The sequence below is a fragment of the Clostridium cuniculi genome (assembly GCF_004353185.1).
GTDB lineage: Bacteria > Bacillota > Clostridia > Clostridiales > Clostridiaceae > Clostridium > Clostridium cuniculi.
In genome coordinates this window covers 19,920-43,776 of sequence record NZ_SMUS01000013.1, presented here as the reverse complement: position 1 = coordinate 43,776, position 23,857 = coordinate 19,920, and the positions used below count along the sequence as shown (strand labels likewise).

Annotated in this window: 25 protein-coding genes, 11 tRNA genes and 1 other annotated feature; of the genes, 6 read left to right on the top strand and 30 right to left on the bottom strand. The window is 29.9% G+C overall.

Annotation, left to right across the window (positions count from 1 at the left end; all coding sequences use genetic code 11):
• Positions 1–43 precede the first annotated feature (43 nt).
• On the top strand, positions 44–1,039 hold the full coding sequence (locus EJJ37_RS08505) for a DnaD domain protein (protein ID WP_133015162.1): 996 nt from the start codon (positions 44–46) through the stop codon (positions 1,037–1,039).
• Positions 1,032–2,012: an ATP-binding protein gene (locus EJJ37_RS08500; protein ID WP_133015161.1), complete on the top strand. Its 981-nt coding sequence runs from the start codon at positions 1,032–1,034 to the stop codon at positions 2,010–2,012. The genes EJJ37_RS08505 and EJJ37_RS08500 overlap by 8 nt, the downstream gene beginning before the upstream one ends.
• Before the next feature lie 88 nt (positions 2,013–2,100).
• Here EJJ37_RS08500 and EJJ37_RS08495 read toward each other — a convergent pair.
• The 12 genes from EJJ37_RS08495 to EJJ37_RS08440 form a co-directional block, all read right to left on the bottom strand.
• Positions 2,101–2,176: transfer RNA gene (locus tag EJJ37_RS08495), tRNA-Thr, on the bottom strand.
• A 9-nt stretch (positions 2,177–2,185) separates the two neighbouring features.
• Positions 2,186–2,262 (bottom strand) — tRNA-Asp (locus EJJ37_RS08490).
• Between the two features lie 6 nt (positions 2,263–2,268).
• A tRNA-Val gene (locus tag EJJ37_RS08485) sits at positions 2,269–2,344 on the bottom strand.
• Between the two features lie 8 nt (positions 2,345–2,352).
• Positions 2,353–2,427 (bottom strand) — tRNA-Glu (locus EJJ37_RS08480).
• Between the two features lie 58 nt (positions 2,428–2,485).
• A tRNA-Asp gene (locus EJJ37_RS08475) sits at positions 2,486–2,562 on the bottom strand.
• Between the two features lie 6 nt (positions 2,563–2,568).
• A tRNA-Val gene (locus EJJ37_RS08470) sits at positions 2,569–2,644 on the bottom strand.
• 8 nt (positions 2,645–2,652) lie between these two features.
• Positions 2,653–2,727 (bottom strand) — tRNA-Glu (locus EJJ37_RS08465).
• Positions 2,728–2,730: 3 nt separating this feature from the next.
• Positions 2,731–2,805 (bottom strand) — tRNA-Thr (locus EJJ37_RS08460).
• A 35-nt stretch (positions 2,806–2,840) separates the two neighbouring features.
• Positions 2,841–2,917: transfer RNA gene (locus EJJ37_RS08455), tRNA-Asp, on the bottom strand.
• 5 nt (positions 2,918–2,922) lie between these two features.
• Positions 2,923–2,998: transfer RNA gene (locus tag EJJ37_RS08450), tRNA-Val, on the bottom strand.
• A 9-nt stretch (positions 2,999–3,007) separates the two neighbouring features.
• Positions 3,008–3,082, bottom strand: a tRNA-Glu gene (locus EJJ37_RS08445).
• A 126-nt stretch (positions 3,083–3,208) separates the two neighbouring features.
• Positions 3,209–3,790 carry a hypothetical protein gene (locus EJJ37_RS08440; RefSeq protein WP_133015160.1) on the bottom strand — a complete coding sequence of 194 codons (582 nt, stop codon included), beginning with the start codon at positions 3,788–3,790 and terminating at the stop codon, positions 3,209–3,211.
• A 589-nt stretch (positions 3,791–4,379) separates the two neighbouring features.
• Between EJJ37_RS08440 and EJJ37_RS08435 the strand changes: the two genes are divergently transcribed.
• Complete coding sequence (locus EJJ37_RS08435; protein WP_420808530.1) at positions 4,380–5,624, top strand: BaiN/RdsA family NAD(P)/FAD-dependent oxidoreductase; 1,245 nt, start codon at positions 4,380–4,382, stop codon at positions 5,622–5,624.
• A 73-nt stretch (positions 5,625–5,697) separates the two neighbouring features.
• Here EJJ37_RS08435 and EJJ37_RS08430 read toward each other — a convergent pair whose 3' ends face one another.
• The 4 genes from EJJ37_RS08430 to EJJ37_RS08415 all read right to left on the bottom strand — a co-directional run bounded on the left by EJJ37_RS08430 (position 5,698) and on the right by EJJ37_RS08415 (position 8,383).
• Positions 5,698–6,459, bottom strand: coding sequence for an acyl-[acyl-carrier-protein] thioesterase (locus tag EJJ37_RS08430; RefSeq protein WP_133015158.1), 762 nt, complete (start codon positions 6,457–6,459; stop codon positions 5,698–5,700).
• A 62-nt stretch (positions 6,460–6,521) separates the two neighbouring features.
• Positions 6,522–6,704, bottom strand: a complete 183-nt coding sequence (locus EJJ37_RS08425; protein WP_133015157.1) for a DUF1858 domain-containing protein — start codon at positions 6,702–6,704, stop codon at positions 6,522–6,524.
• Positions 6,705–6,784: 80 nt separating this feature from the next.
• Positions 6,785–6,985 carry a hypothetical protein gene (locus tag EJJ37_RS08420; protein ID WP_133015156.1) on the bottom strand — a complete coding sequence of 67 codons (201 nt, stop codon included), beginning with the start codon at positions 6,983–6,985 and terminating at the stop codon, positions 6,785–6,787.
• Between the two features lie 111 nt (positions 6,986–7,096).
• Complete coding sequence (locus tag EJJ37_RS08415) at positions 7,097–8,383, bottom strand: adenylosuccinate synthase (protein WP_133015155.1); 1,287 nt, start codon at positions 8,381–8,383, stop codon at positions 7,097–7,099.
• 174 nt (positions 8,384–8,557) lie between these two features.
• Between EJJ37_RS08415 and EJJ37_RS08410 the strand changes: the two genes are divergently transcribed.
• Positions 8,558–9,730 (top strand): NAD(P)-dependent malic enzyme, encoded by a 1,173-nt coding sequence (locus EJJ37_RS08410; protein ID WP_133015154.1) that lies wholly within the window; start codon positions 8,558–8,560, stop codon positions 9,728–9,730.
• Between the two features lie 48 nt (positions 9,731–9,778).
• On the opposite strand, the gene EJJ37_RS08405 is transcribed toward EJJ37_RS08410, so the two are convergent.
• From EJJ37_RS08405 to EJJ37_RS08340, 14 genes are all read right to left on the bottom strand, one after another.
• The gene (locus EJJ37_RS08405; RefSeq protein WP_133015153.1) at positions 9,779–10,006 is read right to left on the bottom strand and encodes a hypothetical protein; all 228 of its coding nucleotides are present in this window, start codon (positions 10,004–10,006) and stop codon (positions 9,779–9,781) included.
• Between the two features lie 106 nt (positions 10,007–10,112).
• Positions 10,113–11,870, bottom strand: a complete 1,758-nt coding sequence (argS, locus tag EJJ37_RS08400; RefSeq protein WP_133015152.1) for an arginine--tRNA ligase — start codon at positions 11,868–11,870, stop codon at positions 10,113–10,115.
• 54 nt (positions 11,871–11,924) lie between these two features.
• Positions 11,925–12,146: a binding site (T-box leader), on the bottom strand.
• Positions 12,147–12,248: 102 nt separating this feature from the next.
• Positions 12,249–13,049 (bottom strand): pyrroline-5-carboxylate reductase, encoded by an 801-nt coding sequence (proC, locus tag EJJ37_RS08395; RefSeq protein WP_133015151.1) that lies wholly within the window; start codon positions 13,047–13,049, stop codon positions 12,249–12,251.
• 41 nt (positions 13,050–13,090) lie between these two features.
• Entirely contained in the window at positions 13,091–14,428 is a 1,338-nt protein-coding gene (locus EJJ37_RS08390) for a replicative DNA helicase (protein ID WP_133015150.1), read from the bottom strand.
• Between the two features lie 162 nt (positions 14,429–14,590).
• The gene (lonC, locus tag EJJ37_RS08385; RefSeq protein ID WP_133015149.1) at positions 14,591–16,489 is read right to left on the bottom strand and encodes a Lon family ATP-dependent protease; all 1,899 of its coding nucleotides are present in this window, start codon (positions 16,487–16,489) and stop codon (positions 14,591–14,593) included.
• A 12-nt stretch (positions 16,490–16,501) separates the two neighbouring features.
• Positions 16,502–16,948 carry a 50S ribosomal protein L9 gene (rplI, locus tag EJJ37_RS08380; protein WP_133015148.1) on the bottom strand — a complete coding sequence of 149 codons (447 nt, stop codon included), beginning with the start codon at positions 16,946–16,948 and terminating at the stop codon, positions 16,502–16,504.
• A gap of 24 nt (positions 16,949–16,972) precedes the next feature.
• Entirely contained in the window at positions 16,973–18,925 is a 1,953-nt protein-coding gene (locus EJJ37_RS08375) for a DHH family phosphoesterase (RefSeq protein WP_133015147.1), read from the bottom strand.
• A gap of 21 nt (positions 18,926–18,946) precedes the next feature.
• Positions 18,947–19,240: a MazG-like family protein gene (locus EJJ37_RS08370; protein ID WP_133015218.1), complete on the bottom strand. Its 294-nt coding sequence runs from the start codon at positions 19,238–19,240 to the stop codon at positions 18,947–18,949.
• A 180-nt stretch (positions 19,241–19,420) separates the two neighbouring features.
• Positions 19,421–19,663, bottom strand: a complete 243-nt coding sequence (gene rpsR, locus EJJ37_RS08365; RefSeq protein ID WP_005209834.1) for a 30S ribosomal protein S18 — start codon at positions 19,661–19,663, stop codon at positions 19,421–19,423.
• Between the two features lie 35 nt (positions 19,664–19,698).
• Positions 19,699–20,130 (bottom strand): single-stranded DNA-binding protein, encoded by a 432-nt coding sequence (locus EJJ37_RS08360; RefSeq protein ID WP_133015146.1) that lies wholly within the window; start codon positions 20,128–20,130, stop codon positions 19,699–19,701.
• A 13-nt stretch (positions 20,131–20,143) separates the two neighbouring features.
• Positions 20,144–20,431 carry a 30S ribosomal protein S6 gene (gene rpsF, locus EJJ37_RS08355; protein WP_133015217.1) on the bottom strand — a complete coding sequence of 96 codons (288 nt, stop codon included), beginning with the start codon at positions 20,429–20,431 and terminating at the stop codon, positions 20,144–20,146.
• Between the two features lie 100 nt (positions 20,432–20,531).
• The gene (locus tag EJJ37_RS08350) at positions 20,532–20,723 is read right to left on the bottom strand and encodes a DUF951 domain-containing protein (RefSeq protein WP_133015145.1); all 192 of its coding nucleotides are present in this window, start codon (positions 20,721–20,723) and stop codon (positions 20,532–20,534) included.
• Between the two features lie 18 nt (positions 20,724–20,741).
• On the bottom strand, positions 20,742–21,611 hold the full coding sequence (locus tag EJJ37_RS08345; protein WP_133015144.1) for a mechanosensitive ion channel family protein: 870 nt from the start codon (positions 21,609–21,611) through the stop codon (positions 20,742–20,744).
• 21 nt (positions 21,612–21,632) lie between these two features.
• Positions 21,633–21,872 carry a putative Se/S carrier protein gene (locus tag EJJ37_RS08340; protein ID WP_133015143.1) on the bottom strand — a complete coding sequence of 80 codons (240 nt, stop codon included), beginning with the start codon at positions 21,870–21,872 and terminating at the stop codon, positions 21,633–21,635.
• 188 nt (positions 21,873–22,060) lie between these two features.
• Between EJJ37_RS08340 and EJJ37_RS08335 the strand changes: the two genes are divergently transcribed.
• Together EJJ37_RS08335 and yyaC are read left to right on the top strand one after the other, a co-directional pair.
• A complete protein-coding gene (locus tag EJJ37_RS08335) occupies positions 22,061–23,218 on the top strand; it encodes an aminotransferase class V-fold PLP-dependent enzyme (RefSeq protein ID WP_133015142.1) in 1,158 nt (385 codons plus the stop codon).
• Between the two features lie 62 nt (positions 23,219–23,280).
• Entirely contained in the window at positions 23,281–23,853 is a 573-nt protein-coding gene (gene yyaC / locus EJJ37_RS08330; RefSeq protein ID WP_133015141.1) for a spore protease YyaC, read from the top strand.
• Positions 23,854–23,857: the final 4 nt, after the last annotated feature.

The window sequence follows — 23,857 nt, the reverse complement described above, 5'->3', positions numbered from 1 at the left end:
AATAAAGATTTAGAATCTAACTTAAGAAAGGTCGAAATATAATATGAGCACTTTTATGCTAAAAAATAATTCATTAAACTTTACTCCAGTAAGCAATGTATTTATTGAAAAATATATGCCAAAAGCTCGTGGAGAATTTATTAAAGTTTATTTACTAATGCTTAAATATAACAATTCTGGAGAGATGGGCGCAAGTTCTTCAATTTTGGCATCCTCTCTAAACTTACTAGAATCTGATATATTAAACGCCTTAAATTATTGGAATGATGAAGGTGTATTAAAACTTATTCCAATAGATAAGATGGGGAACTATAATATAGAGTTTGTAAACTTAGTAGAAGACTCAAATCCCAAAAATAAAGAAGTAAATTTATTAGAAGCATTAAATAAGACATCTACTAAGGATATGCTTAATGATATTGAAAGATTATTAGGTAGACCTCTATCCCCTAAGGAAATGACAACTTATTTAGGCTGGCAAGAAGATTTTAATTTTTCTTCTGAACTAATACTAATTTTACTTGAATATTGTGTTTCAAAAGGAAAGAGTGATTATAGGTATATAGAAAAGGTAGCTATTGCTTGGCACAATATGAATATTACAACTATTGATGATGCACAAAATTATATAAAGAAAACTGAAGATAAATGGGTTAAAATTCGACATATATTAAATTATTTAGGAATTAAAAATCCTGATTTAATGAAACCACAAGAAGAAATGTTGGAAAAGTGGATTATTGATTATGCTTTTCCTCTAGAAGTAATAGAAAAAGCTTGTAATATTTGTTTTCAACGTTTAAACAGATCTGACTTTAAATATATAGACGGTATTTTATCTAGTTGGAATAAAAGTAATTTAAAAACAATAGAGGATATAGAGAAAAAGGAAGCTAGTTATAAGAGTAACCAATCTAATCGAAACTTTACTTCTAAAAAACAAGAAGTTAATCCACTTAAATTTAATAACTTTGAAGCTCGTGAATATGATTATGACTCATTAGAAAAGAAATTGTTAGGATGGGATAAAGATGATTAAAGGATATCAAGCAGAGCTTATGGATATGTACGAAAAAACTCGTACAGAAGAAAGCCGTAAACTGACTCAAAGACGTGAAGAAATAAAAAGTAAATACCCAGAAATCTTAGAGATAGATACTACAATACAAAAACTTTGTTTAAACTTATCTATGGCAGCTTTAAAAGGAATTACTGACCCTAAAGAGTTAGATAATATTAAAGATGAAATTACTGATCTAAGAGCAAAGAAATATGAAATGTTAGTATCTCATGGATATAGTCCTGAATACTTAAATTTACATTATAATTGTCCAAAATGTAAAGATACAGGATTTATAGGAATTGAAAAATGTTCTTGTTTTAAATCAAAGTTAATTAAACTTTATTATAAAGATTCTGAATTAGAGGAAGCTGTTAAAAATAATAATTTTAAAAACTTCAATATAAACCTATATCCAAATCATAAATTAAATGATGAAAGATATACTCCAAGGAAAAATATTGAAGATATCTTAGAATATATAACTGGAGAATACCTTCCTACATTTAAAAACAGTAATACTAATCTTTTATTTTATGGTAACTCAGGAACTGGGAAAACATTTTTATCTTGGTGTATTGCAAAAGAACTATTAGATAGAGGCTTTTTAGTTGTTTATAAAACCGCAGATGATCTTTTAAGAGCACTAAGAGATATAAAATTTAATAATGATACTGATTTAGAAAATTTACTTATTAACTGTGATTTATTAATAATAGATGATTTAGGTTCAGAGCAAATAACAGACTTTTCATCATCTGAATTATTTACATTAATAAATAAAAAGATATTAAAAAATAAAAAAATGCTTATCTCTACTAATCTTACATTACCACTTATCTCAAAAAGATATAGTGAAAGAATCTCTTCAAGAATAATTGGTGATTTTAAATTATTTAAATTTTTCGCTGAAGATATTAGAATACAACTTAACCTAAAAAGACAAAGATAAATAATTTTATAAAAAAAGTCGGTTTACACCGACTTTTTTATATTACATATTTTTATAAAACAAAAAAACTCCACTTTTGTGGAGTTTTTGGAGCTTTCTGTGGGACTCGAACCCACAACCTGCTGATTACAAGTCAGCTGCTCTGCCAATTGAGCCAAGAAAGCAAAGTAAAGTGGCGACTCAGAAGGGGCTCGAACCCTCGACCTCCGGCGTGACAGGCCGGCACTCTAACCAACTGAGCTACTGAGCCGTATGATGGTGGAAACAACAGGGATCGAACCTGTGACCCTCTGCTTGTAAGGCAGATGCTCTCCCAGCTGAGCTATGCTTCCAAATTTAATGGTGACCCCTAGGGGAATCGAACCCCTGTTACCACCGTGAAAGGGTGGTGTCTTGACCGCTTGACCAAGGGGCCTAGGCTTTTGTTCATCATACTGTATTATTCTTTTGTTATACATCACACTTTAAAAAATTGGCGACTCAGAAGGGGCTCGAACCCTCGACCTCCGGCGTGACAGGCCGGCACTCTAACCAACTGAGCTACTGAGCCGTATAATGGTGGAAACAACAGGGATCGAACCTGTGACCCTCTGCTTGTAAGGCAGATGCTCTCCCAGCTGAGCTATGCTTCCAAATTTAATGGTGACCCCTAGGGGAATCGAACCCCTGTTACCACCGTGAAAGGGTGGTGTCTTGACCGCTTGACCAAGGGGCCTAGTGGAGCTTCATGTCGGAGTCGAACCAACAACCTGCTGATTACAAGTCAGCTGCTCTGCCATTGAGCCAATGAAGCGTATCCATTATATTTTAATTATATAATTTTAAAAGTGGCGACTCAGAAGGGGCTCGAACCCTCGACCTCCGGCGTGACAGGCCGGCACTCTAACCAACTGAGCTACTGAGCCGCGTTTGGTGGAAACAACAGGGATCGAACCTGTGACCCTCTGCTTGTAAGGCAGATGCTCTCCCAGCTGAGCTATGCTTCCAAATATTAATGGTGACCCCTAGGGGAATCGAACCCCTGTTACCACCGTGAAAGGGTGGTGTCTTGACCGCTTGACCAAGGGGCCTAGGTTTTTTTCTTTTCTGCTGCGCTCTCCCGAGCACATTACCTATAATACCTAAAAAAATATATAGTGTCAACACTTTTTTTAAATTTTTTTTATATATTTTTTATTATGTTTTATTAACTATATCTAAACTAGCATTTTTACTGGGTTTGATGGGTTTTTAATTTTTTCTATTGCTTCCCCATATCTCCCTAATAAATCTTCTTTTTCTTTAATTTCTTTATTTATTTTTTTAATTTCAAATGCACAAATCTCCAAAAATTCCTCTGTTGAGATCTCATCAATATTTATATTAAATCCACTTTTTTTAAAGTTTTGTCCATTAGCCATTATCTTTATAGGCATAATATCATTAATTACACATAAAATTTCTTTTTCCCATATGCCTCTTTTATTTACAACATATTTATCTCTTAATAAATTTAAACTTTTAAAATCACTTTTTAACTCATTTTCTATTGTATCCAAAATCCCTTTATATAATGCAACTGATATTCCTCTATTTAATTTGATTTTTAAAAAGTCACTATATTTAATTAAGAATTCATCAATTTCACTTTCTGTTATAAACTGAACTTCTGCCTTATCAAAAACCTTTATTCCCTTTTCATTAGGATAATTAACTACTACTTGGTCATAATTCATTCTTCTTAATTTTAATTCCTTTTGATAATCATCAGAATTAGAATTAATTATTTTAACTTTCATTATATTCACCTCTTTATTAGTATTCCTTAATTTTATTACTTATATTACTAGACCCAAATTATATAATTTTTATTGCAGAACATAATGCTAAATATTAAGATATACTTAATTGAATAATATTGTGAACTAAAGCGTTAATGCCGTGATGCCGAAAATTAATGATATAACCTCCATTAAGTCATATAATTTCGCTAAGAATTTATATTATTATTTCCATAAAATTAGCTAAAGCTTCGAAGTTCGCTATCGCTTACCTCAGCTTCTTAACGCTAATTTTATTACAATAATAATTAAATTCTGAAGCTTATTATATAATACTTTCTTCCGGTTATATCATTAATTTTTCTCTATCACTAGCTTTAAAGCTTAGGTCTGCAATTAAAAAAAGAAATACTCATAAATTTAATAATTGATGAAGTAAAGTTGCGTAAAGAAGTTTTTACTGTTTGAGCGAATAGCGAGTTTAAAAACTTTACGGAATCAATTATATAAATTCTAGGTAAAAATTTCACGGTTACTGGAAAATAGATATTTCATTTTTTCGCTTCCACGTAACGAACAATTTAGTTATATGAAAGGAGTGTTTAATTTGCATCATGATTTAATAATTGTTGGCGGTGGAGCTTCTGGCTTAATTGCTGCTATTACTGCTAAAGATTTTGGAATAGATGTTGCAATTGTTGAAGGCACTGATAGAATTGGGAAAAAGATTTTGACTACAGGTAATGGTAGATGTAATATATCAAATAATTGTATAAAACCACCCTTTATTAATTACCATAGTTCAAATCCTAATTTTCAATTTACTGCTTTAGATAAGTTTTCACTTGAAGATACAAAAAATTTCTTTCTATCTTTAGGACTTCCAATTGTGGCATTACCTACAGGTAAACTTTATCCACAATCACTTCAAGCTTCTTCTGTTGTGGATATTTTAAAAATGGCTATTGAAGATAGAAATATACCTTTATACACAAACTGCAAAATAAAAGATATCCACAGCGGAAAAAAATTTAAGTTATCCACAACTAATGAAGAATATAAATTATTCACAGCTAATAAAGTTGTTTTAGCCTGTGGAGGAAAAACAGCACCTAAAACAGGTTCCGATGGTAGTGGCTATAATATTGCAAAAAATTTAGGTCATTCAATAACACCATTAGTTCCTGGAATAGTTCAATTAAAATTAGACTATCATTCTCTAAAAGCCTTATCCGGAGTTAAATTTGATGGATACGCAACGCTTTTAGTTAATGATGAAGTTGTAAAAAAGGATTTTGGAGAAATCTTATTTACGGACTACGGAATATCAGGACCTCCTATTCTTCAAATATCAGCTTTAGCATCTCAAAATATATTTAATAAAAAGAAAACTGAAGTTGTAGTAGATTTATTACCTAGCTATTCAAAAGAAGATTTAGAAGATTTCTTAGAATGTCATTTTGCACTTCTTAGCCATAGACCTATAATTAATGCTTTGGTTGGTGTAATTCATAAGAAAATAATCCCTATCTTATTAAAAGAGTGTGGAATAACTAATCTTCAAATGCCATGTTATGAACTTTCATGGAAAGAAAAAATGAAATTAATAAGTACTCTAAAATCTTGGAAGTTTACTTGTACTGGAACTAATGATTTTAATCAAGCACAAGTTACTGTTGGCGGAGTTAATACTAAAGATATTAACTATGATACATTAGAATCTAAAATAATTCCTAACCTTTATTTTTGTGGCGAAATATTAGATGTTCATGGAGATTGTGGTGGATTTAATCTTCAATGGGCTTGGAGTTCTGGCTATACTGTAGCAACATCAATTGCTCAAAATATATAGATTAAATATTAATTTCTATAAAAAAATAGCAAACCTTAAAAATATTTTTTTAAAGTTTGCTACTTTTTCTATTCTAATTTGACATTAACTTTTTCCATTTGCTAATTAGTACAGTTAATTCTTTTCCTTCAGTATCAGCAATCTTATGAAGTATTACCAATCCCTCTTCATCTTCATTTTCTTTTATTTCATATGAAGCACTTATTTCAGCTCCATATCTACATTCTTTTTCAAATACTACACTTAACTCCTTAAGTTCATAATTTAAAACAATATCCAATGGAAGTGACTCTACTGCCCACTCAACATATTTAACATTATTTACGTGCATATTAGAATCTATATCACCATATCTAACTTTAAAATTATTCTTATCCATTTCTTTAGTCAACTTTTCTAATTTAGTTAACTTAATATCTGGACAATTTTCAATATCTACTCCATATGCTATATATTGATCTTCTGGAATTCTTACAGCTCTTCTCCTATCTATATTTATTAATAGGAAAATTCCCTCTCCTTCTACTATTTTCTCATTATTTTCATCATATATTTCATAAGCTCTTGAAGCATAAAACTTTTTAAAGCTCTTAGCCATTGTCACTACTCTTATTTTTTCTCCATATTTAGGATATCTGTTTACCTTTATATCATATCTATAAAAAACATAAGCCAATCTTCTCTCTGTTAAATAATCAATTCCAACACCTAATTCCTCTGATTGCTTGCCTCCTATATCACAAAAATAATTAATTATAGATGACATTTTACATTCTAATCTATAATTAGTTTCATAATAATGTACTTCATATTCTCTTTCTGTAACTATTCCCACTATCGGCACCCCTTCTTCTTTAAGCTATCAAAAAGAACCCATAAAAATGGGTTCTAATATTTTTATCTATTTAAAGCTTCTAATAATTCTTCTAAATTTATTCCGTGAACGTATGCAGCTTCTTCAACTGTTTCTGCTTGTGCAGATGGGCATCCAACACATCCCATTCCAAAACTCATTAAGATATCAGCCTTATTAGCATTTATTTTTATTATTTCTCCAATTGTCATATCTTTTGTAATCATGCTTAATCACCCAACCTTTCTTAAAATTATTTAATAAAACTATTTTATATGAAAAATATGTAAAGTTCAATTAAATAATCTTAATATAAGTTCGCTAATCCGCTATTAATTTGATTTACAATAGAATTAATATCTATTCCATACCTTATCGATATTTCTTCTAAAGATGAAAATTGATTTTCTGTAATATCATATGTTGCTATTCCATAACTCATTAATATATCAGCAGCTATAGGATTTTCGGCAATTGCATCACATAAACTTGTATACTTATCAACCATAATATGCACCTCTTATAATTTTACTTATTAATATTCTGCACATTATAAATTAATATTATACAAATATAAAAAGCCGTATAAAATATTTTATACGGCTAAATAAACTTTATATTATAGAGGCTTAACTCTCATAGTTTGATCTCTTCTTGGACCTACTGAAACAATTGAAATTCTAGTTTGAGTTAATTCTTCAATTCTTTCTAAGTATTTTCTTGCATTAGGGTGTAATTCTTCGTAGCTTCTAGCTTCTGCCACACTTTCATCCCATCCATCAAATTCTTCATATATAGGTTCACATTTAGCTAAGTCTTCTAAGCTAGCTGGGAAGTAATCTATAACTTCGTCATTAAACTTATATCCAACACACATCATAACTTTTTCTAAACCAGCTAATGTATCTATTTTAGTTACAGCTAGTGAAGTTAATCCACTAACTCTAACTGAAGTTTTTAATATAACTATATCAAGCCAACCACATCTTCTTGATCTACCTGTAGTTACTCCATACTCATGACCTTTTTCTCTTATCCATTCTCCAGTTTCATTTTCTAACTCTGTTGGGAAAGGTCCTTTACCAACTCTTGTAGTATAAGCCTTAGCTATACCTACAGCATTAGTAATCATATTTGGTCCTATACCAACACCATTAGCTACTCCACCCGCAGTTGTATTTGATGATGTTACATATGGATATGTACCATAGTCTATATCTAATAACATTCCTTGGGCACCCTCAAATAAAACTGTTTTATCTTCTTTGATTTCATTATAAACTCTTACTGATGTATCCTTTACGAATGGCTTTAATTTCTCACCATATTTAGAATACTCTTCATATATTTCATCAAAACTTAATGCTTCTCCACCAAGAACATTAACAATATACTTGTTCTTCATTTCGATATTTTCCATAAGTTTTTCTTTAAATACTTCTTTATCTATAAGATCACAAACTCTTATACCACATCTCTCAAACTTATCAGTATAGCAAGGTCCGATACCTTTACCTGTAGTTCCGATATCATTTTTACCTCTAGCTTTTTCTTTTAATCTATCTAGAACCTTATGATATGGCATAATAACATGTGCTCTATCACTAACTATTAATTTTTCTGGAGTAACTTTAACTCCTTCTTCTTGTAAGTAATCAATTTCAGAAAAGAAAGCCATAGGATCTACTACTACACCATTTCCTATTACATTAAGTTTTTCATCATGTAATATCCCTGATGGTATTAAGTGAAGTTTATATTGTTTATCTCCAACTTCTACAGTATGACCTGCATTATTACCACCTTGATATCTGACAACTACATTTGCTTCTTCAGCTAGGTAGTCTGTCATTTTCCCTTTACCTTCATCTCCCCATTGAGCTCCTAAAACAATAAATGCTGACATCTACACATTGCCTCCTCTTAAGACATACTAATGGATTGTATTAGATTGCAATCCCATTTAACATGGTATCAGAGTCATTGTAAAATTTCAATATTTCTACGAATATTTTTTTGCCTTCTATAAATATAATTCGTATAATAGTATTATAAATATATTTTCTGGAGGAGTCGTATTATGAATATATATGAAGAGTCGCTAAAATTTCATAAAGAATTAAAAGGTAAATTAGAAATAACTTCAAGAGTTAAAATTACTAATGAAAAAGATTTATCCCTTGCCTATACCCCTGGTGTTGCTGAACCATGTAGAGAGATACATAAAGATCCATCTACTGCTTACTTATACACCAGAAAGTGGAATACAGTTGCTGTTATTTCTGATGGTACTGCTGTTTTAGGACTTGGAGATATTGGTCCTCTAGCTTCTTTGCCAGTAATGGAAGGTAAGTCTATATTATTTAAAGAATTTGCTAATGTAGATGCTTTTCCAATAGTTCTAGATACTAAAGAAGTAGATGAAATTGTTGATACTGTGGTTAGAATTGCACCTACTTTAGGTGGAATAAACTTAGAAGATATATCTGCTCCTAGATGTTTTGAAATAGAGAAAAAACTAAAGGAAAAATTAAATATACCAGTTTTCCATGATGATCAGCATGGAACAGCTATTATAGTTCTATCAGGATTAATAAATGCTTTAAAAATAGTTAATAAAAATATTGAGGACTTAAAAATTGTTGTTAATGGTGCTGGTTCAGCCGGAACTGCAATAACTAAACTTTTATTATCTTATGGTGCTAAAAATATAGTTATCTGTGATAGAGAGGGTGCTCTAAATAGAGATACTACTTATTCAAATAAATACTTTGAAGAACTATCTCAAATTACTAATCCTAATAACGAATCTGGAATATTAAAAGATGTTATTAAAAATGCCGACGTGTTTATAGGTGTTTCGGCTCCTAATATAGTATCGAAGGAAATGGTATCATCTATGAATGATGATGCTATTATATTTGCTATGGCTAATCCTACGCCTGAAATATTCCCTGATGATGCAAAAGAGGCTGGAGCTAAAGTAATTGGTACTGGGCGTTCTGATTTCCCTAATCAAATAAATAATGTTTTAGCTTTTCCAGGAATATTCAGAGGTGCTTTAGATGTTAGAGCCACTGAAATAAATGAAGAAATGAAAATAGCAGCTGCTTATGCAATTGCTAACTCTGTTTCAAAGGAAGAACTAAATCCTAATTATATAATTCCAAAGGCATTTAACTTAGATGTGCAAAAAAAAGTTGCTGAAGCTGTTAAAGAAGCTGCAATTAAAAGTGGAGTTGCAACTATATAATAATAATAAAAAAGTATTAGGTCAAAAAATCTAATACTTTTTTTCTTCTCATTCCTCTATAAAAGTTATTAAAATTTGTCCAATAGGTTTATCATATGAATATATATTTCCCCACTCTTTACCATCGGTGCAGTCATTAGGAAGTGAAAAAGATAGATGTTCCTCTTTTATGAAAGGCTTAACCAAATTGTATAATTCCTTATAACTTATATGTTTCATTACTTTTGAAACACTTGCACTATTTTCACCTAAATCTTTAACTTCAATTCTATACATTCTTATCTCCCGAATTTATTGATTAGTATATTATATTTTTATTCCCATTAAAAATTGATAAAAATAAGCTGTATCAAAATCATAATTTTGATACAGCTTATTTAAATTACATTCTTTCTACACTTTCCATGCCTAATAAATCTAATCCTTGCTCTAAAACATTTTTAACAAGATTTATTAAACTTAACCAAGAAGCTTTCTTAGATTCATCTTCTTCAGCTAATATTCTAGTGTCATTATAGAACTTATTAAAGTTATTAGATAATTCATATATAAATTCGCAAATTTTATGAGGTGCTCTATCTCTGAAGCTTAACTCTATAACTTCATTAAATTTAGATAATTGAAGCATTAATCCTCTTTCTGATTCGCTTTGAGGTACTAAAATACTATTTTCAGCATTAAATCCTTCTGATTTATTTAATATAGATTTAATTCTTACTATTGTATATAAAATATATGGTCCTGTATTTCCTTCAAAAGAAGCAAATCTATCTATATCAAATACATAATCCTTAGATGCTTGGTTTGATAAGTCACCATATTTTAATGCAGCTAAACCAACCTTTGAAGAAATTTCTTCAACATCTTCTTCTGCAATATTTTTGTTATCCTTAAGCTTTTCTTTACCTGCCTCTTTAATCATATTTATTAAATCTGCAAGTCTCATTACTCCACCTTCACGAGTCTTAAATGGCTTTCCATCTTTTCCATTCATAGTACCAAATCCTATGAAATCTAAAACAGTATCCTCATGTGCTATTCCTGATTTTTTAGCAGCTCTAAAGAATTGTTCATAGTGAAGTCCTTGTCTCTTATCTGCTAGATAAATTATTTCATCTGCTTTCATATCTCTAACTCTTTCTACAACTGTAGCTAAGTCAGTAGTTCCATATAAAGATGCTCCATCAGACTTTAATAATAGTAGTGGTGGAACTGGACTCTTATCAGTTTCTTCACTTACATCAAATACTAAAGCTCCTTCACTTTCTTGTGCAAATCCTTTTTCTTTTAATTCTTCTATCATTGCTGGAATGAATTTTTGTGCATCACTTTCACCATTCCATAATTCAAAATCAACATCTAATGCTCCATAGTTTTTCTTTAAGTCAGTAACTGAAACATTTAATATATGTTTCCATAGAGCAACATATCCTCTTCTACCTTGTTGAAGTTCAACTGTAGCTTGCTTAGCAGCTTCCATTACTTTTTCATCACTTTTAGCAAGCTTACTTGCATATGGATATATATCTTCAAGTTCATCTATTGTAAATGGAGCTTCTGCTGGATATTCTCCAGTAAAGTTTTCATCAAAATATGGTAAAGAAGGATTTCTTCTTTCAACCTCTGATATTACCATTCCCATTTGAAGTCCCCAGTCACCTAAGTGAACATCACCAACAACATCATGACCTAAAAACTTTGCAATTCTTTTTATACTTTCTCCAATTATTGCTGATCTTAAATGTCCAATGTGTAGTGGCTTAGCAACATTTGCTCCACCGTAATCAACAACTATCTTTTTAATTTCTGTAGCTTTTGAAACTCCAAAGTTCTCATCTTTGTTCATCTTATTAACATATTCTATTAAGAATTCATCATTAATATTCATATTAATAAATCCAGGTGCAACAGCTTCTAGTTTTGAGAAAATCTTATTATCATTTAACTTTTCTACAACCTCTTGAGCTATTATCATAGGTGCCTTCTTATGCTTCTTTGCATTTGCTAAAGCTCCATTACATTGATATTGGCATAAATCAGGTCTATTTGATACATTAACCCTTCCTGTTTCTCTTTCGTATCCTAGCTCTTCAAAAGCATTTTTAACTACTTCATTTATTTCATCAATAAATAATTTCATAACCTTACCTCCTGTTTCTGTATTAAAATATAAAAAATCCGTCTCCTTTCATACAAAAGAGACGGAATATTTCCGCGGTACCACTCAATTTAACTAAAAACTTAGTTCACTCAAAACTTTAACGCAGTTAACGGCATACCCTTATATAAATCTCTTTATACTTAAGTAGCTTCTCCAAGTCCCTTTTCCTTATTCAGTATTTTATAGGGCTTACACTCTACCCCTACTCGCTGTAAAATACTATTGAATAAGTACTCTTCTTTTCATAGAATTTTTATATTTTTAATTATTTCATTTTTTCAATAATATATTCATTATCTTATATTATATATTTTAAACTCATATATTACCACACTTAATTTTTAATTACTTAATATATTACATATTCTTTGACTTCTCTGCACATTTTTCAACTGCACTTATAACTGTATTTCTAAATCCATTCTTTTCAAGATCTATTACAGCTTCAATTGTTGTTCCACCTGGAGAGCAAACTTCATCTTTTAATACTCCCGGATGCTTTTCTGTTTCTAATGCTAATTTTGTAGCCCCTAATATACTTTGTTCTGCTAACTTATAAGCTTTAGCTCTAGGAATACCTAATTTAACCCCTGCATCTGCCATTGCTTCTATAAACATAAATACATAAGCAGGAGATGAACCACATAAAGCTATAAATGCATGAAAATCTTTTTCTTCAAGAATTTCATACTTTCCAAATGTGTTATATAATTTCCCTACATATTCTAACTCATCTAAAGTTATATTTTTGTTTGGGCAAACTGCTGACATTCCCTCTCCAACTAATGCTGGTGTATTAGGCATTGTTCTTACAACCTTAACCTTTTTCCCAAACCACTCTTCTATTTGTGCTATTGTGATTCCAGCAGCTATAGAAATAACAATAGTATTATCACTAACTATATCCTTTATTTCTTCTATAACTTCCTTAAAAAAATATGGCTTAACAGCTAAAAATAAAATATTGGATTTTTCAGCTACTTCAGTATTAACTACTGTTGCCTGTACTCCAAACTCTTTATTTATTCTTTTAGCTGATTCCTCACTTTTTGTAGAAACTATGATATTATCATTATTTATATCATTAGATTTAACTAATGCACCAAGCATAGCCCTTCCCATATTTCCACAACCTATAAAACCAATTTTTCTATTCATACAACCCCTCCTACATTTAGTGACAAGTGGCAACTTGCTAACTATTCTTTATGTACTAAGTCTAAATCAGCAAACTTAGAGTGCGCTCCAATCCAAGCCATTTTAACTGTCCCAACTGGGCCATTTCTTTGTTTAGCTATAATACATTCTCCTATACCTTTTTCTTCAGTTTCTTTATTATAGTATTCATCTCTATATAAAAACATAACAACGTCAGCATCCTGCTCTATTGATCCTGATTCTCTTAAGTCAGATAACATCGGTCTATGGTCAGCTCTTTGTTCAGGTGCACGAGATAACTGTGATAATGCAATTACTGGACATTCCATTTCTTTTGCTAAAGCCTTAATAGATCTTGATATTTCAGATACCTCTTGTTGTCTATTATCGCTACCAGCACTACCTGACATAAGCTGTAAGTAGTCAATAAGTATCATATCAATACCATGCTCCATTTTTATTTTTCTACACTTAGATCTCATATCCATAACACTAATACCAGCAGTATCATCTATATAGATTCTTGCCTTTGCTAAAGGACCTGTTGCCCTTGCAATTCTTTCCCAGTCATCATCCTCTAAGTTACCTGTTCTAAGCTTTAACATATCAACGTTAGCCTGCGAACACAAAAGCTTATATGCTAATTGTTCTTTAGACATTTCCAGGGAAAATATAACTACACTTTTTCCTTCTTTTAAAGCAGCATTTTCTGCAATATTTAATGAGAATGTTGTTTTTCCCATAGATGGTCTGGCAGCAATAAGTACCATATCACCCTTTTGGAATCCAGATGTTTTAGCATCTAAGTCCTTAATACCAGATCCAACCCCTGTTATGGCTCCTCTATTATTAAATAATCTTTCGATTTCTAAAAAACCTCTTTCAAGTACATTAGAAAGCGGCTCATATTCTTTAGAATCCTTCTTCTCTGCTATATCAAAAACCTTTTTTTGAGCTAAATCTATTACCTTTTCAACATCTCCACCACTATTATAACTTTCTTCAATAATAGATGTAGATGCTTTTATTAACTTTCTTAAAGTAGATTTTTCTTCTACTATTTTTATATATGAACTTAAATTAGCTGTTGTAGGAACAGATGCACTTAACTCAGATATATAAGTAACTCCACCAGCCTTATCTAACATATCAGTAGTCTTTAAATACTCTAATATAGTTACTAAGTCTACCGCCATATCCTTAGCATACATTTCCTTTATAGCTTTATATATAGCCTTATGTCCATCTCTATAAAAATCATCTTCATTAAGCTTTTCTAAAACTTGAGCAATGGCACTTTTATCTATTATCATTGCCCCTATAACGGACTGCTCTGCTTCTATGCTTTGTGGTAAACTTCTCATCATAGGTGCTTCCATAAATAATCCACCTCCCAATTTTTTTTATTGTATTTTCTGATTCTTTTTCTATATATAACTTATTATATCAAAACGCCTTCATTTTACTATGTTATTTGTATAATAAATTTATTTCTTTACATAATAAAATTAAGCTTCCTATACTAGGAAGCTTAATCTACATTACTTCTCAAATACTATCTCCATTAGTTCCTCTATATGACTTATAGATTTAACTTCAATATCTTCAAGTCCTAGAGGAACTTCTTTTTCGTTATCTTTAGGGATAGCAACAAGTTTAATTCCTTTTCTTCTAGCCCCGTATATCTTTTCAAATATACCTCCAACTGGCTTAACATTTCCTCTTAAAGAAATTTCACCTGTGATAGCAACGTCTTGACGAATTGGTCTTTCTGTAAGAGCACTTATTATACAAACTGTAATAGCAGCTCCAGCTGATGGTCCATCAATTTGACCACCACCAATTACATTAACATGGACATCATAATCCTTTATATCTTTATCTGTGATCTTTCTAATTACAGATGCTGCATTAAATACAGAATCTTTTGCCATAGAACCTGCAGTGTCATTAAACTTAATTGTTCCATGACCTTTTTTCTTAGCTGGGAATACTGTTGATTCAATTTCTATTGTAGAACCTAAGAATCCACTTACTCCTAATCCATATACATGACCAACTTCATATTTATCTAAATTATCTAATCTTTCAAATGGAGAATATCTTCCTATTGAAATAACTTCTTCAACATCTTTTAAAGTTATCTTACTGCTTTCTTCTTCACCACTTGTATTAAATAATGAATATCCATATGCATCAGATAATATATTTACAGCCTTTCTACCTTCAATTGTATATTGACTTATTAATTTCCCAACTCCATCTTCTAGTTCTACATTTAATTTTTCAGATGCATTATTAACTATTCCCTCTATATCTTTTGAAGATAATGGTTCAAAATACACCTCTGTACATCTAGATCTTAATGCCGGATTTATCTGACTTGGATCTTTAGTAGTTGCACCTATTAAAACAAAATCAGCTGGTGCTCCCTTTTCAAATAAATATCTTATATATTCAGGGATATTTTCATCATCTGGATCATAATAAGAAGATGAAAACTCTACTCTTTTATCTTCTAAAACTTTTAATAATTTATTTTGAAGTATATCATCTAATTCACCAATTTCATCGATAAATAATACTCCGCCATGAGCCTCAGTAACTAATCCTGTCTTTGGCTCTGGAACCCCTACTTCGGCTAAATCTCTCTTACTTCCTTGATATATAGGGTCATGTACTGATCCTAATAAAGGATTTGTTATTTCTCTTGGATCCCATCTTAATGTAGTTCCATCAACCTCAACAAACTTTGAATCATCATCAAAAGGTGTGAATCTTAGTTTTTTAGCAGCTTCTAATGCAAGCCTTGCTGCTGAAGTTTTACCTACTCCTGGTGGTCCATAAAGAATTATATGTTGAGGATACGGTGAAGACATTTTTGATATTAATGATCTTACTGCTCTCTCTTGACCAACTATTTCATCAAAGTTTTCAGGTCTTAAAAGCGACATAACATTTTTATTAATATGCTTTGCATCTAACTTTTCTAATCTTTCTAACTTTGCTGTAGTCTTTGTATTTTCTTTTCCTTTTTGCTTTTTAATTATAGACAATTTAAGTTCATCCATAAACTTATCTTGCCTTTCAACTAAAGCCTTTTCTACTTCTGATTCTATTTTATTTTGAACATATTTTTTAGCTATATTTTCTGATATCCAGTAGATAACATCCTCTAATACTTCTTGAGATGTCTCATCTGTTGGAACAACCTTTGCTCCATTCCCATCAGATGCTATAACATTTAATGCATATATTCTTTCATTTATATCTGTTGAGTTAACATATTTTTGTAGCTTAAATCTTACTGTTCTAGCTCTAATTGCACCTTCATCTAAAACATTTTTAAGAACATCAAATAATACATTAACCTTTGCTTCTATTGGTAAGTCACTTGTTAGAATTCCTTCTAAGTTAACCCCTTCGTTATATAAATTCAATGTTAATCCTCCTTATTGCTTAGGAACAATAATAACTTTCATCTTTGTAGATACTTCTGGATATAATTTTACTTCTACTTCATATTCTCCAGCAACCTTTATAGTATTTACAACAATTTTCTTTTTATCTATTGATAAGTTAAATTTATTGTTAATTACTTCAGCTATATCTTTATTAGTTATTGCTCCAAATAATCTTCCGTTATCTCCTGCCTTAGCATCTATAGTAACTTCCTTACCTTTTAATTCAGCAGCTAACTTTTGTGCTGCTTCTAATTCAGCAAGCTTCTTTTTTCTTTCATTTTCTTTTTTTGCATTAACAACATGTAATGCATTAGCAGTTGCTTCTTCTGCTAATTTCCTAGGAAATAAATAGTTTCTTGCATATCCATCTGATGCCTCTATAACATCACCTTTTTTACCTAATTTTTTAACGTCTTGTAATAAAATTACCTTCATATTATACACCTATCCTTTAAAGTTTTATTCTTTTAGTTCTAAATGTTTCTTTATTGCTTCTTTTAGCATATATACGGCTTCATCCATTGTTCCATTTACTTTTGCCCCAGCCATATTCATATGACCACCACCACCAAGTTCTTCTAATATAACTTGAACATTTACTTCACCTGTTGATCTACCACTTATAGTAATAGCATTATTTATTTCACATAAAACAAAGCATACATCAATTCCTGATATGCCTAGTAGCTCATCGGCTGCTCGTGCAACAATTACAGTATTATCTACTTCACTAGGACAAATAGCTATAGCTAAATTATCATTAACTTCAGCACTTTTAATAGTATCTGAAATTAATAAATAATCCTTTAAACTATCAGTAAACATCTTTTTAACTTCTATAGTATCTGCACCTAAAGATCTTAAAAATGCTGCAGCATCAAAAGTTCTTACTCCAGACTTAAATTGGAATCCCTTAGTATCCATAAAAATTCCGCCTAAAAGACCTTCTGCTTCAACCTTTGAAATCCTTGGTTTCTGTAACATATATTGTATTAGCTCAGTTACCATTTCTGATGTAGAAGATGCATAAACCTCTATATAGTTTAGCAATGCCCCTTCTATTATATCTGGGCTTCTTCTATGATGATCTATTATTATCTTTCTATTAATTTTTTCAACTATATTTAAATTATTCACATATCCCTTATTATGCACATCTACTATTATTAATAAGGTTTTATCATTAATTGCCTTTTCAGCCTCGCTACTAGAAATTAATAAGTTATCATATTTACTATCTCCCTTAAGTTTATTCATATAATAATCAATTGCATTAATATCATTATCAATTATTATATTACAACTTTTTCCCAATTGTCTTATGGCTGACCATAATCCAACTGACGCCCCAAATGAATCCATATCCGGATTTTTATGACCCATAATAAGTATATTACTACTTTCAAAAATCAACTCTCTTAATGCTTGTGAAATTACTCTTGCTCTAACTCTAGTTCTTTTTTCAAGCTCACGAGTATTTCCACCAAAGAAGCTTATCTTTTCATTATTTTTAATAACTACTTGATCTCCACCTCTACCTAATGCCAATTCTCTAGCGGTCATTGCATTATTATAGTTTTCTTGTGAATTATCTCCACCTCTACCTATTCCTATACTTAAAGTAACTTCTAACTTATTACCTCTATCAATATTAGATATTTCATCTAATATACTAAATTTACAATTAATTTCATCATTAATATATTTGTCTTGTACTGATAAACAATATTTATTATAGTCATATTTAATAATCATAGCTTTTAACTTTTTGCTATATGAATTTATACTTTTTTCTACTTCTGCAGCTAACATAGGTCTATTTGCTTCATCAGTTACTTCTAATGCCTCAGATAAATTATCTACTTCTATTAACATTATACTTTCTCTAATTGAATACAAATCTCTTAAATTACTTACCTCATTAAAATATACTATATATTTTTGTTTAATATATGGATTATTTTCATTACTTATATTAGTTGCATATATACTATAAAAAGTATCTTTTATCTTTACCCTTTGTCTTAAATCTTTATCACACTTTAATAATTTTTGCAAATCAAGATTTCTACCTATACTAAGTATATTTTGCTCTTTTAAGTCTAATAAATTTAATTCTTCTTTTAATCTCTTATTAGCCCAAAGTATATTACCTTCATTATCAATTAAAGCTAATGGATATAACATATTAGAAATATTATCATTTATATTTGCTTTAATTTTTGTAGTTAAAGTATCAACCTTTTCATTGTATAGTTGCCTATTAATATCTAAATATACATTCCATGCTACATATATTATCAAAACTGCACTTGCTAAATAAAACTCCTTAATATAATAAAGAATTATTACTAAAATAGTAATTGCAGCTGATATTAATAACTTACTATACTTTTTGAGCTTTTTTTTCATAAAAGCCTCCTAAATTTTATATTAATAACGTCCCTTGATATGATTTTGAAGCTTAGTTAAACTCTTACCTTCCTTTTCATATTCATGTTCTTCTGCTATTCCTAATTTTAATTTTTTTCTCATTTCATCATCAACTTCATTACAGCTATATCCTAACTTTTGTGCTAATACATATAAAATTAAAATCGCTCCTGATATACAAGTTAATATAGAATCTTTAGCTACATTAGTGCCTCTTGTTAAAAGGGAAAAAAATTCACCTATAATACATAACAAGCTTGCTTTAAGCTCTTCTATAATTTTTATATTAGCCATAATATTTAGCTCTTCCTTTTTTTTCACTAAATTCTCACCTCTATTCAATACCTTGTATTTATATTTTAATTATTTTTCTTTATTAATGCAACTAAATAGGGGTTTGAATTACAAATTATGTAATTATTTTAAAATATAAAAATAAAAGCCCCTGAAAATCAGGGGCTAATAAACTTATTACTATTCAGTTGTGAATGGTAATAAAGCTATGTTTCTTGATCTCTTGATAGCATCTGTTAATTGTCTTTGATGCTTAGCGCAAGTACCAGAAATTCTTCTTGGAAGAATCTTACCTCTTTCTGTAACAAACTTTCTTAGCTTGTTGATATCTTTGTAATCTATTGATTCAGCTTTATCTACACAGAAAGCACATACTTTTCTCTTAGATCTTCTCATTTTTCCAGATCTTTTCATTTCTCTCATGATGTTCCCTCCTTATAAAATAATTAGACTTTTTTTTAAAATGGCATATCACCATCATCTACTGGAGTCATATCTCCAAATCCCATATCAGGACTTTCTGCTGGAGCACCCCATGCGTTATCAGAATTTCTTGAGTATGAATTATTATTACCTTCACCAGCACCAGAACCTATGAACTCGAAACTTTCTACAGCTACATCAGTAGTGTATCTTTTAGTTCCATCTTGAGCATCATAACTACCTGTTCTTATGCTTCCAGTAACAGCAATTTGTCTACCCTTTGTAAGATATTGTGTAATTGTTTCTCCAGTTTTTCCAAATGCTACACAATTTATAAAATCTGTTTCATCTTTTTTAAATTGTCTGTTTATAGCAACAGTAAATCTACAAACTGCAGTACCGCTACCTGCTGCATATCTTAATTCTGGATCTTTAGTAAGTCTACCAATAAGTATAACTTTATTCATTTCAATACACCTCTTACGCTTCGTTTTTAACGATTATGTGTCTTATAACACCATCAGTAATTCTGAAAACTCTGTCTAACTCTTTTGGTAATTCAGGATTAGCTTCGAAGTTAATTAAAGTGTAGTAACCTTCGTTAACTTTGTTTATTTCGTAAGCAAGCTTTCTCTTACCCCAGAAATCAACATTTTCAACTTTTCCTCCACCGTTTTCTATAACACCTTGGAATTTTTCGATTCCAGCCTTAACAGCCTCTTCATCTAATGATGGGTGTAATATAAATATAGTTTCGTACTTTCTCATCATTTTCACCTCCTTTGGACTAACGGCTACATTTTACTGTAGCAGGGATTACAATTTAAGATTTTATCACTTTATTCTACTATTTTCAAGTATTTTTATTTCAATTATTAGATTTAACAACCTTTTTTGCATCTTTTTGGAATTTCAGGCGTGGTATCATAACAATTCTACCACATCCAACACATTTTATTTTAATATCAGCACCTAGTCTTATTACTTCAAACTCTTTGCTTCCACAAGGATGTTGTTTTTTCATTTCAACAATATCACCTAAATCAAATGTTTCAATCATATTTATACCCCCTAAATATTATTTTTTATTTATAATAGTTGTTTTTGGATATGGAATTTCTATTCCTGCTTCATCTAAAGCTATTTTTATATCTTTTCTTAATTCTCTTTCCATTTCCCATTGACTTAATGGCTCTGCTCTACCAACAACTCTAATTGTTACTCCTGAAGCATTTAAAGAAAGTACTCCTAATACTTCAATTGCACTTCTTAATTTATCTTTATGTTTTTCCTCAAATAAATCACTAGTTCTCTTAATCACTTCTATAGCAGCATCTACATTCTCTTCATAAGCTATTTCAACATCAACTATAAATCTTATATCTCCTCTTGAATGATTTGTTACTTCTAACACAGAACCGTTTGGTATTAAATGCAAGTCTCCTGTAAAATCTCTTAGAACAGTTGTTCTTATCCCAATACTCTCTACTATTCCTGAAAACTGTCCAATAGTTACATGATCCCCAACTCCATATTGATCTTCAAATAATACAAAAAATCCATTAATAAGATCCTTCACCAAGCTTTGTGCTCCAAGACCTATAGCAAATCCTCCCGCACTGGCTAATGCTACAGGTATTTTAGCTAAAATATCATATAACATAGATCCTATACCTATTATATATACTGTATACTTCAAGACGCTTTTTAATACTTCTCCTATAGTCAATGCCTTCTGTGGTTCTAAGGAAAAGCTAGCCTTGCTAGCAACCTGTCTATCAACAAACTTCTTTATAAGTTTATTTCCTATTCTTATTGAAAAATACATTATAATTGATATGAATATAATTGATATAATTTTCTCAACTATAGCATCTAGATCTATTCTCTTACTAAAAAAATCAAATATTTTCTTACTTATGCTAGCTAAATCCGTAAATCCATTCATAATAATGATTCACCTCGCTATTTACTTAATTGCTATATACTTAGATTCTTCTTTCTTATATATATTCTTAAACTCAATTATATTACTACTAATTATTTTATTTAACTCTTCTTCTTCTTCTACCCTAATGCAAATACCACAACTTTGAGTAATTAAAGTTGGTGTAGGCATTATTCTAAATTTGTGGTTTAATTCATTTAACTTTTGTTCTGCAGACATTGCATCATGAGTATTTTTAAATACTATAATATAATAATTCATTTTCTTATTTCCTCCTTAAATTATATATATATTAATTATATTATATCTATTTTTATTTTTTAATAAATATATTAAAATATTGCTGTTTTAAAATTACATATTTTTCTAATAGTTTATTGCAATTTTATTTATTTATTTTATTATAATATAAGAAGGAATATTTTACGTGTATATAAAAGGAGAAAAGAATGAAGGTATATTTAGATAACGGAAGCACATCATTTCCAAAGCCAAAGGTTGTAGCCGATTCGATATATAACTATTTAACTAACATTGGCGGAAATCCTGGAAGATCAAATCACTCTAATGCATTAGAAGCTAATAGATCAGTATATATGGCAAGAGAAGAAATTTGTAATTTCTTTAATTATGATAAACCTGAAAATGTAATATTCACAAATAATATTACATCTTCGTTAAATATTTTATTAAATGGAATAATAAAGCCAGGCGATCATGTAATTACATCTTCTATGGAGCATAATTCAGTTATTAGACCGCTATATAATTTAAAAAATACTTTAAATATAGATCTAGACATAGTTAATGCAAATGTTCTTGGAATTGTAGATATAAAAGATATAGAGAAACTAGTTAAACCTAATACAAAGTTAATAGTTATTACTCATGCTTCTAATGTCGTAGGCTCTATTCAGCCAATAAAACAAATAGGAGATTTATGCAAAAAACTTGGTATATTTTTTATATTAGATAGCGCACAAAGTGCAGGTGTACTAGATATTAACTTTAAAGATTTATCATTAAATGCCTTAGCCTTTACTGGACATAAAAGTCTATTAGGCCCTCAAGGAATAGGAGGATTTATTATTGATGATAAATTAAATGAAATTTGTAACCCATTAATATCAGGAGGTACTGGTAGCTTATCACATTCATTAACTCAACCTGATTTCTTACCTGATAAATTTGAATCTGGAACATTAAACATTCCTGGAATAGTAGGCCTGTATGAAGCAATAAAGTTTATTAAATCTGAGGGTTTAAATACAATTTATGAACATAATAGCTATTTAAGATCTTATTTAATAGCTGGAATTCTTAATATGCCTAACTATACAATAAGTGGTGCTTTAGATAGAAAAGCTGCAACATCTTGCGTATCAATAACTCATTCTAAATTAGATATTAGCGAGCTATCTTATATTTTAGAATCTGATTTCAATATTAGCAATAGAAGTGGATTGCATTGTGCTCCATTAGCTCATAAAACTATAGGCACTTATCCTAATGGAACTGTTAGACTTAGTTTAGGTTATTTTAATACATTAGAAGAAATTAAATACACTATAGATTCTTTAAATAAAATAAATTCAATTTATAAGTAAATTTTTTACTGGTGAATAACTTATATTATTCTTGTCGATACTTTCAATAAGGAGGTTATGACATGGATAATTGTTTTTGTGTAGATTCATTATCCCCTAATTCTTCTCATGAATTAGGGGAATATTTATATATAAAGCTTAAAGATATTTTTATGGAAAATAGACCAATAATATTTTTATGTATTGGAACTGATAGAGCCACTGGTGATTCATTAGGCCCTTTAATTGGATATAAACTTAAAAATATCGAAAGAAAGAATATTTATATATATGGCTCTTTAGAATATCCTGTTCATTCTATTAATTTATCTGAGGTTTTAAATAAAATTAAATCTAATTTTACACATCCTTTTATTATTGGAGTGGATGCATCCCTTGGTAATGTCCAAAATATAGGGAAAGTATTTGTTGAAGATTCTCCTCTTCATCCTGGTTTAGCCCTAGATAAAGATTTGCCAGAAGTAGGTGAAATGAATATAAAAGGTGTAGTTAATATATCTGGTAACTTAGACTTCATGATGTTGCAAAATACTAGATTATTTGTTGTCATGTCTCTAGCTGACTGTATTTCAAATGCTATCTCTTATTTTATAAGTAAAACTTTATCAAACAATACCTTAATATCTTCTGATTAAAGGT

Excerpts from the sequence above, each read along its gene's own strand:
- EJJ37_RS08505 (WP_133015162.1), top strand. The coding sequence starts at position 44 with ATGAGCACTTTTATGCTAAAAAATAATTCATTAAACTTTACTCCAGTA.
- EJJ37_RS08500 (WP_133015161.1), top strand. The coding sequence starts at position 1,032 with ATGATTAAAGGATATCAAGCAGAGCTTATGGATATGTACGAAAAAACT.
- EJJ37_RS08440 (WP_133015160.1), bottom strand. The coding sequence starts at position 3,790 with ATGAAAGTTAAAATAATTAATTCTAATTCTGATGATTATCAAAAGGAA.
- EJJ37_RS08425 (WP_133015157.1), bottom strand. The coding sequence starts at position 6,704 with ATGATTACAAAAGATATGACAATTGGAGAAATAATAAAAATAAATGCT.
- EJJ37_RS08420 (WP_133015156.1), bottom strand. The coding sequence starts at position 6,985 with ATGGTTGATAAGTATACAAGTTTATGTGATGCAATTGCCGAAAATCCT.
- EJJ37_RS08415 (WP_133015155.1), bottom strand. The coding sequence starts at position 8,383 with ATGTCAGCATTTATTGTTTTAGGAGCTCAATGGGGAGATGAAGGTAAA.
- EJJ37_RS08410 (WP_133015154.1), top strand. The coding sequence starts at position 8,558 with ATGAATATATATGAAGAGTCGCTAAAATTTCATAAAGAATTAAAAGGT.
- EJJ37_RS08405 (WP_133015153.1), bottom strand. The coding sequence starts at position 10,006 with ATGTATAGAATTGAAGTTAAAGATTTAGGTGAAAATAGTGCAAGTGTT.
- argS (WP_133015152.1), bottom strand. The coding sequence starts at position 11,870 with ATGAAATTATTTATTGATGAAATAAATGAAGTAGTTAAAAATGCTTTT.
- proC (WP_133015151.1), bottom strand. The coding sequence starts at position 13,049 with ATGAATAGAAAAATTGGTTTTATAGGTTGTGGAAATATGGGAAGGGCT.
- EJJ37_RS08390 (WP_133015150.1), bottom strand. The coding sequence starts at position 14,428 with ATGGAAGCACCTATGATGAGAAGTTTACCACAAAGCATAGAAGCAGAG.
- rplI (WP_133015148.1), bottom strand. The coding sequence starts at position 16,948 with ATGAAGGTAATTTTATTACAAGACGTTAAAAAATTAGGTAAAAAAGGT.
- EJJ37_RS08375 (WP_133015147.1), bottom strand. The coding sequence starts at position 18,925 with ATGAAAAAAAAGCTCAAAAAGTATAGTAAGTTATTAATATCAGCTGCA.
- EJJ37_RS08370 (WP_133015218.1), bottom strand. The coding sequence starts at position 19,240 with ATGGCTAATATAAAAATTATAGAAGAGCTTAAAGCAAGCTTGTTATGT.
- rpsR (WP_005209834.1), bottom strand. The coding sequence starts at position 19,663 with ATGAGAGAAATGAAAAGATCTGGAAAAATGAGAAGATCTAAGAGAAAA.
- EJJ37_RS08360 (WP_133015146.1), bottom strand. The coding sequence starts at position 20,130 with ATGAATAAAGTTATACTTATTGGTAGACTTACTAAAGATCCAGAATTA.
- rpsF (WP_133015217.1), bottom strand. The coding sequence starts at position 20,431 with ATGAGAAAGTACGAAACTATATTTATATTACACCCATCATTAGATGAA.
- EJJ37_RS08350 (WP_133015145.1), bottom strand. The coding sequence starts at position 20,723 with ATGATTGAAACATTTGATTTAGGTGATATTGTTGAAATGAAAAAACAA.
- EJJ37_RS08345 (WP_133015144.1), bottom strand. The coding sequence starts at position 21,611 with ATGAATGGATTTACGGATTTAGCTAGCATAAGTAAGAAAATATTTGAT.
- EJJ37_RS08340 (WP_133015143.1), bottom strand. The coding sequence starts at position 21,872 with ATGAATTATTATATTATAGTATTTAAAAATACTCATGATGCAATGTCT.
- EJJ37_RS08335 (WP_133015142.1), top strand. The coding sequence starts at position 22,061 with ATGAAGGTATATTTAGATAACGGAAGCACATCATTTCCAAAGCCAAAG.
- yyaC (WP_133015141.1), top strand. The coding sequence starts at position 23,281 with ATGGATAATTGTTTTTGTGTAGATTCATTATCCCCTAATTCTTCTCAT.